Annotated in this window: 8 protein-coding genes and 2 pseudogenes; 1 reads left to right on the forward strand and 9 read right to left on the reverse strand. The window is 60.4% G+C overall.

All coding sequences use genetic code 11. The annotated features are described in order from the left end of the window. Positions 1–156 precede the first annotated feature (156 nt). From P3T23_RS17830 to P3T23_RS17840, 3 genes and pseudogenes are all read right to left on the reverse strand, one after another. Positions 157–762 (reverse strand): annotated as a pseudogene (locus tag P3T23_RS17830) (TetR/AcrR family transcriptional regulator); the annotation flags it as partial. 151 nt (positions 763–913) lie between these two features. Next, complete coding sequence (locus P3T23_RS17835; protein ID WP_429317464.1) at positions 914–1,351, reverse strand: hypothetical protein; 438 nt, start codon at positions 1,349–1,351, stop codon at positions 914–916. 62 nt (positions 1,352–1,413) lie between these two features. After that, positions 1,414–1,587, reverse strand: a complete 174-nt coding sequence (locus tag P3T23_RS17840) for a hypothetical protein (RefSeq protein ID WP_429317465.1) — start codon at positions 1,585–1,587, stop codon at positions 1,414–1,416. 779 nt (positions 1,588–2,366) lie between these two features. Between P3T23_RS17840 and P3T23_RS17845 the strand changes: the two are divergent. Then, positions 2,367–2,861, forward strand: a pseudogene (locus P3T23_RS17845) (DDE-type integrase/transposase/recombinase); the annotation flags it as partial. Positions 2,862–2,945: 84 nt separating this feature from the next. On the opposite strand, the gene P3T23_RS17850 reads toward P3T23_RS17845, so the two are convergent. The 6 genes from P3T23_RS17850 to P3T23_RS17875 form a co-directional block, all read right to left on the reverse strand. Beyond that, on the reverse strand, positions 2,946–3,989 hold the full coding sequence (locus tag P3T23_RS17850) for an alcohol dehydrogenase catalytic domain-containing protein (protein ID WP_429317466.1): 1,044 nt from the start codon (positions 3,987–3,989) through the stop codon (positions 2,946–2,948). 2 nt (positions 3,990–3,991) lie between these two features. After that, entirely contained in the window at positions 3,992–4,855 is an 864-nt protein-coding gene (locus P3T23_RS17855; protein ID WP_429317467.1) for a 4Fe-4S dicluster domain-containing protein, read from the reverse strand. Positions 4,856–4,865: 10 nt separating this feature from the next. Then, on the reverse strand, positions 4,866–7,844 hold the full coding sequence (locus P3T23_RS17860) for a molybdopterin-dependent oxidoreductase (RefSeq protein ID WP_429317468.1): 2,979 nt from the start codon (positions 7,842–7,844) through the stop codon (positions 4,866–4,868). A 127-nt stretch (positions 7,845–7,971) separates the two neighbouring features. Further along, complete coding sequence (locus P3T23_RS17865; RefSeq protein ID WP_429317469.1) at positions 7,972–8,712, reverse strand: OmpW/AlkL family protein; 741 nt, start codon at positions 8,710–8,712, stop codon at positions 7,972–7,974. A gap of 201 nt (positions 8,713–8,913) precedes the next feature. Next, the gene (locus P3T23_RS17870) at positions 8,914–10,872 is read right to left on the reverse strand and encodes an acyl-CoA synthetase (RefSeq protein ID WP_429317470.1); all 1,959 of its coding nucleotides are present in this window, start codon (positions 10,870–10,872) and stop codon (positions 8,914–8,916) included. Further along, positions 10,869–11,825, reverse strand: a complete 957-nt coding sequence (locus tag P3T23_RS17875; RefSeq protein ID WP_429317471.1) for a fumarylacetoacetate hydrolase family protein — start codon at positions 11,823–11,825, stop codon at positions 10,869–10,871. The genes P3T23_RS17870 and P3T23_RS17875 overlap by 4 nt, the downstream gene beginning before the upstream one ends. Positions 11,826–11,845 lie beyond the last annotated feature (20 nt).

Below are 11,845 nucleotides of genomic sequence, written 5' to 3' on the forward strand. Positions count from 1 at the left end.
GGCTGAGCGGGGTACAGGGCATTGCCCAGGCAGTTGCCTTCAATTTCATCGTGCTGCACCCTGGTCACGGATATTGTCGGCGTCCCCGGTGGGCGTCCGACATCTGCGGCCGGGTACGCCCGCTCGATGATCGGCGTGCTGTATTTCTTCCGGTTGCCTCCAAAATACGCACGAAAAAAATCCGGCAAGCACTGTCTGCATCACCTCGTCGCTCGCCGTCTGCGGATCGCATAGTCTGGAGAACTGCACACCATCGCGCAGGCTCACCAAGCCGAGCGCGAGCGCGTCCGGCTGCAGGGGCAATGGCCTTGCGTAGCGCTCCGACAACGTGCGGATGTACGCGCTGATCTGGTCGAGCTTTTCGTGCCGGAACGCGTTAAAGCGCTCCTGAAACCGGGCGTCCCGATGCGCGAGTAGTTTGGCTTCGACCCAAAGCAGAAAGAAGTCTCGATCACGAAAATACCGGCTGTAGTACGCGATGGCGCGCGCCTTCATTTCCGCGGGCGTGCCGCCCTCTTCCATGATCGCCCGCAGATTGACCTGCGCGCTATCGTGGTCCCGGCGCAGCAACTCAAGCAGCAGCTCCGGCTTACCGTCGAAGTTCGAATAGAACGCGCCGCGCGTGAAGCCGGCCGCCTCAGCGATGTCCTCCACACTTGTAGCGGCCAATCCCTTTTCGACGAACGTCTTCCGCGCAGCCTCAAGCAGGCGCTCTCGCGTCTGCTCCCTGCGCTGTGCGTGTGTCAGGCGTTCCCGTTTCATGGCATAACGTACCGGTCAGATCGCCATCTGCGGCGCCATCGAATGCGCGCGCGTCAGACGGCGGATTTCGCAATCATTTTCTCGACAAGGGATTTGACAATGTCAGGTCCCAACCCCGGCGGTTCGCGCAAAATCCGGGTTGATTCTTCACTCAGAATTGCTGCGCTCGCAGCGAATCGAATTCGGCGCGGCAAACGTCGCTGAAGCGGCCGAGGATGTCGATCGAACCGTCTGCGAGCATTTCACGTAGTTGAAGGAACGTCTTTTCCGGGGCGTGATAGGTATCCACAATCTTTCGTCCAACCTGATCGGCTTCGTTCGCAACCTCTGTCGAGGATTGGACGCGCATACGGCTTATCTTTGCGAACAGACTGACGAGAGCAGCGAGGTCCGGCTCATCGTGCTGAAGCGCGTGGACATAGCAATGCGACGCCTCCTCGATGAACTCCTTATAGAGGTCCTGCCGGCGAATGCGGTCGTGCGCAAGCCACTCTGCCTTAGTCTGCGTTCGTTGCGTGACAACGGATGTCAGGCCGGCGATCGTTGCACCGAACAGTGCTGCCATTGCTGACAGGAGCGTTGTGTTCATCATGTTGCCTCGGCGAGCTCTATCAACCTGTTGAATTTGATCCAGTTCGGCTTTCTGCCAGGTTATTCGAGGGCGTAAAAATGACGTTGCTCGACGACGCAGACGAACTCACCTCGCGCGCGGCTGGAGGTTGCGTCGACCAGCGCCCCGAGGTAAGTCGAGCGAAGCCCGCACAGCGGGCGCAAGGCGAGTGTCCCAGAAACAGCGAGGCCAATGCGCGAGTTCAACGGCCTCATGCCAAATGCTCCGAGGAGTGAGTGATGCCACGAACCTCGAGCGCGTCACGTGCATGCTTTTGCGGTACGTGCCTGATGTTCCCGATAACTTCCCGACTACGCGCCCGCCGCGTGGCTCCATGCATGACAACGCCCTCTATTGCAGCATCGGCCAAACCTCATAAACGACATTAAACTCAATATTGATGTTAATGTCAATCTAGACGACGAAATCTACACTGAGGCGAAAGCAAATAGCGGAATCGTCATACCAAACAGCGGAATCACCGGGCACAGAAGCGCCCCGTCCCCTGTTACAGCCGCCGAGACGGGCGAAAGTCGAAGCCGACTTCGGCAGCCTGGTGCAGCAAACGAAGCCACTCACTGCTGCTGCACCCCGCGTGTCGACATGTAATATCAAACCGCCCCGCATGCAGGCCACCCAGGTCCTGCCTGCGCAGTCCGTGAGGAGTACGGCGCGAGTCTCGCGCCGTACTGCCCGGTCGATGTGGCTCGTCCCATTTGTCCATCTGCGGTCCAGCCAACCTCCGCTGGAGCGTAACCAGCGGCCATCTTTAGATGTGTAGACGAACTTTAGGTGCCTGATGAGCGGATGCGTACGGATGTGCAACTTCGTCACGCCGTGCATACCCGTGGCATCCAATGCGTCGGGTGTGAGTGGGGTCGACATCGGAATATAGGTCATCGAGGCGTCGATCAGATGGTTGCTGCGCGCAAGGGTGAATCCGACCGCGAGCGTCGCGTTCCACGAGGATCTGAGCGCGCAGGTTGTGGGACCGCTGTCGGCGGCGCGACGCAAACCGGGCAGCACCTGGCATCTGGACGAGATGTTCGTGACGCTGCGGGCGAGCCGTATCTGTCGTGACGTGCGATCGACGAGCATGGCGCGGAACGCGACGTGCTGGTGCAAAAGCGGCGCGACAAGGCCATGGCAAAGCGCTTATTCCGGCGGGTGCTGCGTTCAAACCCGGTGTCGCGCAGGATCGGTACCGACCAGATGCGCGGTTATCCTGCGGCGAAGGCCGATATTCCGGGGCGCGCTCAGATAAAGCACGTTTTCGTCAAAGCGGCTGCACGCGTGAACAACCACCCCGAGAGCAGATCCTAGCTAACCGACAGGCCCGAACGCCAGATGTCCGGCTTTCGCGATGCGCGTCGCATGCAGTCATTTCTCTCACGCTTCGGTCCCATCCCGTAGCACTTCGCGTTGCCAAGACATCAGATGAACGCGGGTACATCATCGCGCCATACTCAAAGAACGCTTTGCAATATGACATGGTTGGACTGTCTCTTCCGTAGTCGAGAAAGCTATCTGATAAGGATAACTACGCTTGAGCCACACAGGTAGTCCACGCTCGTCAACTTGACAGGGCCCCCGTGGGAAGCAGGATCGCGCGCCCTTTCATGTGCCGGGCTGTGTGCTCGAACGCCAGGTCTGCATTGGAAAAAGGTACCGAGACGCCCACGGGCAACGTCAGCGCGCCCCTCGTGAGGAATTGGTACAGCATGTCGAGAGCGCCTTCGTCCGGTTGAAACACGATCCAGCGGTAGCGTGCGCCCCTTGCGTCGGCCAGCATCTGCATACGCCGCCAGTCCTGGCGTGAACGCCATGCTCCCGGCAGAAGACCGCGGCGGTCGATGTTCCCCAGGAGGGGATGAACGGTCGTGGCGTATCCCAGGGCTCCTTGCCGGAGGCGGCCGAGCAGGGTTGCCTCATCCTCCCAGGCGCCGAAATTCAGGCCAGCGTCGAATTGATCGGGCAGTTCCTCCAGCCGGCAGCGGGTTCTGTCCAATACGGCCGTCGCGCCGAGATTCCGGCAGAGGTCAATATTTGCCGTGCTGCAGATGGCGGTGACGGAAGCTCCCCATGCCCCCAGGATCTGAAGCGCCAATTGGCCGAGGCCCCCTGATGCACCGTGCACAAGCACGTTCTTGCCCTTTGCATTACCTTCACTGATGCCCGCGCCGCGTAGCGCCAGCCAGAGCGTAGTAAAAGTATAGGGAAACGCCGCCAGTGCCTTCGAACCAAGGCCGCCCACCGCCGGCCTCACCAGGCGGGCGTCCACCGTCAGGTGCGTGGCATGCGCACCACCCTTCTTGCCGGTAGGCACCAACCCCATGACCCGGTCGCCTGGTTGCCACGCGCTGACACCAGCGCCAACGGAAACGACCTCTCCAGAAAAATCGTTGCCGAGGACTAAAGGAAATGTTCCTGCTCCCTTGAGGCTCAGGAGACGCCGGCCGTACCCCTTGGCGCGCTTGACGTCGATGGGATTGACCGACGTCGCCTCGACCCGGACCAGAACCTCGCCTTTTCCCGGTCGGGGCATCGCGGTCGTTCGTGTCTTCAGTTGGATAGGGTCCGCCGGTTTCCGGCAAAGCAGCTTCGTTGCGGTGCTCATGATCATGCGACTCCCACGCCGTTTGTCGACTGGATGAGCCTGATCTCGCCCAGGTAAACGCTTTCGTCCAGTTCGCAATTGCGCCAGGCGTTGCCGAGGTCATGACGGATTTCGACCCGGTAGAGGCCGCTTCCCTTGGCAAGGCCACCGAACCGGAAATCGCCGAAGCCGTCCGAGACGGTTTCGCCCACCTTCTGATTGCCGACGTACAGGGCGACGACCGCATTCGTGACGCACTCCACCAATTCTCCCATCTGCGCGCTGACACTTCCCCCGATGAAGCAGGTTTCCCAGCGCTCGAAGTCGCTGTACCACACGCGTGGCTTCGTGCCGAGGTTGGGCCGCAATACCTTGAGCCCCTCGCGCCGGGCCTTCTCGGCCATCGCTGAGTCATCCAGCTTGACCGTCTCGAAGACATCGGTGGGACAGGACTGCTGGCAACGTGGCCGGGGCCAACCCTGATCGAGCAGATGCGCATCGAAGATCCAGGTCTGTGGCAACTGAAGCTCTTCGTTCCAGACGATCGCCTTGTACGGGCACGACTTCACGATGTCTTTCCGGCCCCGCGCCTTGTCCGGGTCGATGATGACGATGCCGTCGGCGCGCTTGCGAATCGCATCGCCGCCCACCCGCATGCACGGCGCGTCGTCGCAGTGGTTGCACATGACCGGCAGATACGTGGTCTCGACCATATGGGCGTCGCCCTGGACACGGCGCAGAATGCGCACGGGGCTGTCGGCGTTGGCGGAGGCGGGCGCGGCATAACCGGGGAAGTCGTTGCCGACGTGCTCGTCCCGCGCGGCGATGACGCAGTTCTGGCAGTTCTCGCAACGCCCGACCTTGATGACCAGATTCCACTTGCTCATTCCATGTTCCTCATGCTGCGCGACCGAGCATGAACGCCTCGGCACTTCTCCATTTTTCGACCTGCACCAGGCAGGAGTTGGGACTCATGCTGCTCGTGCCGGCGGTTTGAGGCCGGTCGGGGGTCAGCATATTCATGCAGCCGCCGATTTCGACGCGCTCGCCATCGATTTCAATCAGTTTGAATTCGGCGCTCGCCTCGTACGACTTGACCACTCCCGCATTGACCAGCGGCGAGACGTCGGCCGCGCAGATCACTGCGCCGCGGTCGTTGTAAACCTTGACAAGGTCGCGATGGGTAATGCCTCGAATCGCCGCGTCCGCCCGGCTAAGCCTCAGCAGCCAGAAGCGGTGCCCGCCGATCAGCGCGCGATGGTCCTCGATGCTGTTCACCGACGAATTCTTGCCGTCGCAATGGGTGTGGAAGCTGTAACGACTGTGGGTGGCAATCAACTGCAGTGGATACCGCTCGGCGAGCTCCGAGCGCATTCCCTCCCAGGACGGGATGTAGCTATTGAGCGCCGGCCGTTCGGGATTGTCCGCCGTGTGCCGCTTCAGCAACTCGGGGACGAACTCCAGTTTGCCGCTGGGCGTCTGCAGACCCGAGCCGAATTTTTCGGCGAACTGGGACGGCAGCGGGTGCGGTTCCTGCAAGTCCTTGCGCCTGCCCTCCGCAAACCAGCGCATGTCCACCGGATGGCGCAACGCGGGCTTCTCGGGCGGTACGACGAAATAGCCCTTGCGGCAGAACTCGCGCCACGAAATATGATCTGGCAGATCCGACGAGTCGAAGACCCGCTTGACCCAGTCAAGCTCACTGCAGCCCTCGGTGAACACAGCGCCCAAGCCTAACCGGGTCAGGATCGCGGTGAAGATGTCATAGTCGGAGCGGGACTCGCCCAAAGGCTCGATGCACTTGTGCTGCAGCGTCATGATGCGATGATTGACCGTGCTGTAGCCATGATGGGCGTAGCCGCCTGAATTCGACCATTCCCCGATGTCCCAGCGCTCCAGAGAAGTGCAGGCGGGCAGGATGATGTCGGCAAACTGGGCCTCCCCCTCCATCCAGATCGACTGGTTGACCACGAACTCGATGCTCGAGTGCCGGTAGGCGTCGGCCCAGCGCCCGGAATTCGTCACCGTACTGAAGGCGGATCCGCCGTAACGGTAGATCATGTGAATCGGCGAATACCCGGGCATGGGATAGGTGAACGGCGCAAACTGGGCTTCCTGCGACATGCCGTCCCACAGGTAGCCCGTGGCATGACCGTTGATGATGGCATCGGGAAGTTGCTGCCGCGGCACCATCTGCTTGACGGGATTCATGGTCAGGATATGCGGCATGCGCTGGTAATTGTTCACCGCGTTGGCGGTCCAGGCCAGGTCGCCGGAAATGCCGCCGTCCGCATAGCCGGGAAAATAGAAATGGAGGTCGTGAGGCACACCCACTTCGAGGCAGCCGAAATTCACGCCCGGCTTGCCCCAGCCCTGCATCGCCATCATCATGATCATGCAGCGCGCCCATTGCGCGCCCGTTGCGCCTCGGCCCGCGCCACCGAATCCCGCACCGGTCATCCCCACAGCCAGGTGGACCTTCCGGTTGCCCCAGCGGCGCGCGAGCGCTCGGACGTCCCTGGCCGGCACGCCGGTCTCGCTTTCCTGCCACTCGGGCGTTTTGGCCACGCCGTCGGTCTCGCCGAGAAGGTACGCTTTCCAGTCGTCAAACCCGGTGGTGCGGGTAGCGACGTAATCCTTGTCGTAGAGGTTTTCCACGGCCCACACGTACATGATGGCGGTGGCGAGCGCCGCGTCGGTTTGCGGTCGGACCGGCATCCATCGCCCGCCGAGCAATTGCGCGGTGGGATTGCAGTGCGGGTCGATATGCACGAACTCGATGCCGAGTTCCTTGGCCCATAGGCGTCGCGGTGTCCCCTCGAATCCCGCATAAGCGCCATTGGTGCTTTCGGGGTCGCAGGACCAGAAGACAATCATGTCCGCTTCCTTCAGGCAATCCTCGACACCGCCGTAGCCGGATGGAACGCCGATCCGCATCGAATTGCCGAAATGATGCATGGCGCCCCAGTACCAGCCTTCCCAACTGTCCGGATTCGCGGCGACCCGAGTGAAGCCGATCAGGTTCGCAAAACGCGTCAGCGCGCTGAGGTAATAGCCCACATTGCCCCACTGGTGGTGGGACGAAAGCGGGAACGTAATCGAGCCGGGTCCATGAACGCGCTTCTGCCGGTTAATTTCTTTGGCGACAATGTCCAGCGCCTCCTCCCAACTGATACGTACATAGCCGGACCTGCCGCGGTTTTGCGGATTGCGCTCGCCGTCAGGATCGAAGTCGACTCGCTTCATCGGATGAAGAATGCGCTTGTCCGAATAGACGAGTGATTTGAGGGTCAACGCGTGCGGCGCGACCAATCCGCGCCGTGGCGGACTGAAGCGGCGTCCGCGCGCTTCGATTACCCAGCTCGGCGCATCGGTGCTGTCGAGATCGATGGGGGTCACCCGGACGACGCGGTCACCGTTGACGTAGACGAACAGCGGGCCGCCATTTGTGCAAGTGGTGTAGCGGCGCGTACCGTCGCGCATCCGCGTGCCCATCGGCAAACCGACGGTCTGCATCATGCTCAGGGTTTGCATCACCCAAACCAGCAGTTCGTCCTCGCCTTCGGTCACCACCTTGAAGTTCTTGGCAGCGTGGATAATCTCGCCCTGGTCCGGCTTGGGGGAAAAGAATTTCAGCGCGGTGGCGACATCCTTGAAGGCCATGCGCACGTCGGAGCGCCGATGATTGCCGGCACGCGACCGAATGTGACCATTCTTGAACTCGATGACCCGATTGATGCTTCCGTCCATGAGCCCGATCGAGACGACGAGATCGCGCTCCTTCAGGCGTTCACGATAGGCGGGAAAGCGGCGTGCCGTCAGCTCAAGGAGCTTGGGCAACGCAAAAAAAATGGTCTTGAGGACCTGTCGTTTCATTATTCGATCCAAAAAGACTTTGTTGTGCAAGCGGCGGCATGACTGTATGACCGACCGCTTGCGCGAACACGGGAGCGGCCTTGACGAACGCGGTCATGTCACGCTGGGAGTCAAAGGCCGGTACGCGCTAAAACGTATAGGCGAAGTTCACGAAGACGCTAAGGGGATCGAGCCGGAGTGTCGATCTGGAAACGATCTGCGTTCCGGTCGCTGTCTGTCCGTATAACGTCAGGTTGGTCTTAACCGGCATATAGTTGACGGTGGCTCCGACAGACCAGTGCTTCGTGATCGCGTAATTTGCCCCGATTTCGAATACCGGATTCCACGATGAACTGAGCGTGGCGTGTGCCGAACCGCCTGGACCCACGCTATCGGCGACGAACTGACTATTGGTTGTCCGAACCTGGGTGAACCACGTGTAGTTCACGCCTAGTCCGGCGAATGGACGGAATTTCGACTCGGCTGAGAAAAGGTGGTATCGAAGTTCGATGGCAGGCGGCATCGGTCTCGTCGAACCGAGGTTGCCGTACTTCTGCAGTGTGCCGTCGCCAATCAGATTTACCTTCAACGGCAGTCCGAACAACATTGCCACACCGACGCTGTCCGTGACGTAGTACTCGGTGGTTATGCCCACCGTATTGGTTGAACTGGCATGCGCCCCGCTGCCGGTCAACTGGCGATTCACCGCTACGCCGCCGATGCTATCCACGGTCAGCGGTGTCGCATCGCCCTGCGGTGCAATGTGAAGCCATCCTGTCGACAGCGTCACGCTTCCGGCGGACTGCGCATTGGCGTTGCCGATCAAGCCGGCCGAGCAGATGCATGCAGCGATACCGACCAATCTGAAGGCGCGTTTGCAATTCTCCATGTCTCTTCTCCTGTCCCTTGTCTAAAGAATTTTTATGGATTAGTGGTATTACCTTTGCAATCTTCCGATTGACGGGTTCTTCTCCTTCCCTGTCGGATACAACACTTATTTTCTTTCCCTGCTACCCATTAGGTGTTCTAACTTGCCAACACCGCGATCCCCTCGAATCGCGGCATCGCCACGCGCCCGTCCGATTGAGTTCTAATCCCGTGCCGAGACCGAGATCGAAAATGCGAACGGAAAGCGCCCGAGCACGGAAGTCGCCAATACCTCCAACGCTGCGTCTGAAAGTTCGACGTGCAGTGAAATCCCGCGTGAGGTGTCATCAATCAGGCTAACGGTTGCATCCTCGACGCCGGCTTCCGCGAGGGCCGACCGCAGCGCGTCCGTCATTTCGCGCCGTTTCAGTGCGGGCTTGAATATCTTGCCAACGCCCGTCAGAGGTATCGCATCCACGATCCGTATGCCCTTTGGCAACGCGGCACGTTCGTTTATCTCGCGGCGCAGGAACTCGGCCAGTTCGGCCTCAGTTGCGGTGGTACCAGGCTTCAACTGGACATAGGCAACCGGCAATTCACCGGCGTGCATATCCGGGCGCCCTATCGCTGCGGCGATCTGTACCGCTGGATGCCGATGCAGTGGCTCTTCGATTGCTGCCGGGTCGATGTTGTGCCCCCCGCGGATAATCAGTTCTTTCTTCCGGCCGGTGAGCCAGAAGTAGCCGTCGGGATCGCAGCGTCCGAGATCGCCAGTGTTAAGCCAACGCGCGCCGTCACCGCCTTCCATCCAGATGCCACTGTTCTGGTCCGCGCGGGTATAGCCAGCGAACACGTTTGGCCCGGAGATAACCAGTTGGCCGACCTCATCCGCAACGCAATCCCGTACATAGCGGCCGTTCTCGTCGACCATGACCGCTTTCATTGCCTGACCGGGCAGACGAAGCCCGATCGAACCGGCCCTGCGCTCGCCAAGCGGAGGGTTCACGCTGCTCACGCACGTACCTTCCGTGAGGCCGTAGCCCTCAAGGATTCTTACGCCGGTGCGATCCTGGAACGTGCGAAGCAGTTCCACCGGCATGGGGGCGGCGCCGCACAGCCCATACTCGAGCGAACTGATATCGTGCGCGCCAACGGGAACGTCCAGCAGAGACCCATAGAGTGTCGGGACCCCGCTAAAGAAGTTGATGCGGTAATGCTCGACAATTTCCCAGAAGCGATTTACAACGCCGTCGCCCCGATAGCCTTGCGGCGTACCGAGCACGACATGGGCACCACGCGAGAACGCCAGCAGACCTGTCACCAGCACAGCGTTGACGTGGAAAAGCGGTAATCCGCAAAAAATCGTTTTTCCCGGACCAATGCTTTCGCCAAGGAATTGACCCGCATTCCATGCATTGGCAACCTCGTTGCCGTGCCGCCGAATCGCAATCTTCGGCAGTCCGGTGGTGCCGCCCGTGCAGAAGAAGGACGATACATCCTCGGCGCCGATTTCAACCGCGCTGCTGAGCACGTCGCCGTTTTCACCGGCCATCGCGGTGCTGAAATCGTGAATGCCCATATGCGAAGGAACGGTACTATGAATGCCGCCAGGTCCATGCAATCTTGAAGACTCGTCGCGCTGTAGCGTCCGGGCCGCGGAACGCTTTTCGTGCGGCATCCGGTCGGCCAGATTGACGAGGACCAGATGCTTGAGGGAAGGCACTTTATGCAGCACCGCTTGCACTTTTTGCCAAAGATCAGTGCCTGGAAATGGCGCCAGTGTGACGAGCACGCTGGCACCCGAAGCGTTGAGCAGTTCGCCGATGGCCTCCCCCTCCAGCAGCGGATTGATCGCGCATACGATCCCCGCCGCCTCGCCGCCCCAGATCACAAAGTGCGTCTCCGGGAGGTTGGGCAGTACATAGGCGACAACGGAGTCGCGCTGTACTCCCAGCCGCGAAAACAGGTTCGCGGTCCGCGTGATGTCGCGCACCAGTTCCCCATAGGTCCAGCACTCGCCGTTACGGTACTCGTCGGCCGTTGCAAAGAACGAAAGCGCGGGTGCCGATGGATTGATGGCGGCGCCCCGGCAGATCATCTCGTAGGTACTCGACGGCAGGTCCGCCAACTGACCTTGCGCTTCGATGCCCTGGACATCCTCCATGTTCGCGACGCCTGTCATGCTGCATCGTCAACAACGACATTACGCTGCACGCCCAGTTCGATCGAGCGGTCATAGCTGACGATATTCGCCTCCACGATATCCCCCGCCTGCAGGTACTGCGGCCTTTCCTCCTGCATCTTCAGGAAAAGACGCCATTTTTCCGCCTCAGGCAGTTGCGCCGCGGCGCGCTGCTTTTCGGGCGACGGAATGCTTAGCGCACAGCCGGAGGGTGTCCCGGTCGCGAGCAGGTCCCCGGCGCGCAGGTCGTGTACGGCGGAAAGCTCCGTCAAGGTCTCCGCCGGGCCGTAGACGAGGCCCGCTGTGGAGTCATTCTGGCGGACAGTTCCGTTTACCGTCAGCGTCAGCACGAGCTCCTTCAGCTTTGAAATATCCTGTTTCTCCAGGAGGCAAAGGTAAGGGCCGACAGGGCCAAAAGTGCGATAGCTCTTGCCCTTGTAGAACTGCATTTGCGGAATCTGGATGTCGCGCGCGGAGTAGTCGTTGACGATCACGACGCCGGCGATATAGTCGTGCAGGTTTTCGTCGGTGACCATTTCGCGCGAGTTGATGTCGCGTTTGAGGACAAGACCGAGTTCAATCTCGTAGTCGAGGAACCGCACTTCTTTCGGTTTAACCACGGGTGAGTCGGCTGGGACAATGCAGCTTGCTGCCTTCGTGAAGATCATGTTGAATTTCTTCACATCCGGATCCAGTCCGGACTCGATCATATGCTGGCGGTAATTCGCACCCTGACAGATGAATTGCTGATTGGCTGTCACGGGCGACAACCATTGCACTTCCGATTCGGGAATCGTCGGACCGCTCAGCATGAACAGCCGTTCGACCGGATTGGCTTCGATGAACTCCGCGGTCGTCTTGAACTCACCTGGAATCGGCGTGATCGCGCCGTTGGCGACGACGCCCCATTGGGGACGGCCATGATGCCTGTACTGCAGAACGTGAAGTGCCATTGTTAGATCTCCGGTTTTTA

It is taken from the genome of Paraburkholderia sp. GAS448 (assembly GCF_050435685.1).
Taxonomy (GTDB): Bacteria; Pseudomonadota; Gammaproteobacteria; order Burkholderiales; family Burkholderiaceae; genus Paraburkholderia.

Bases quoted from the DNA above. Each gene is read 5' to 3' on its own strand.
- P3T23_RS17835 (WP_429317464.1), bottom strand. From the start codon at position 1,351: ATGAACACAACGCTCCTGTCAGCAATGGCAGCACTGTTCGGTGCAACG.
- P3T23_RS17840 (WP_429317465.1), bottom strand. From the start codon at position 1,587: ATGAGGCCGTTGAACTCGCGCATTGGCCTCGCTGTTTCTGGGACACTC.
- P3T23_RS17850 (WP_429317466.1), bottom strand. From the start codon at position 3,989: ATGAGCACCGCAACGAAGCTGCTTTGCCGGAAACCGGCGGACCCTATC.
- P3T23_RS17855 (WP_429317467.1), bottom strand. From the start codon at position 4,855: ATGAGCAAGTGGAATCTGGTCATCAAGGTCGGGCGTTGCGAGAACTGC.
- P3T23_RS17860 (WP_429317468.1), bottom strand. From the start codon at position 7,844: ATGAAACGACAGGTCCTCAAGACCATTTTTTTTGCGTTGCCCAAGCTC.
- P3T23_RS17865 (WP_429317469.1), bottom strand. From the start codon at position 8,712: ATGGAGAATTGCAAACGCGCCTTCAGATTGGTCGGTATCGCTGCATGC.
- P3T23_RS17870 (WP_429317470.1), bottom strand. From the start codon at position 10,872: ATGACAGGCGTCGCGAACATGGAGGATGTCCAGGGCATCGAAGCGCAA.
- P3T23_RS17875 (WP_429317471.1), bottom strand. From the start codon at position 11,825: ATGGCACTTCACGTTCTGCAGTACAGGCATCATGGCCGTCCCCAATGG.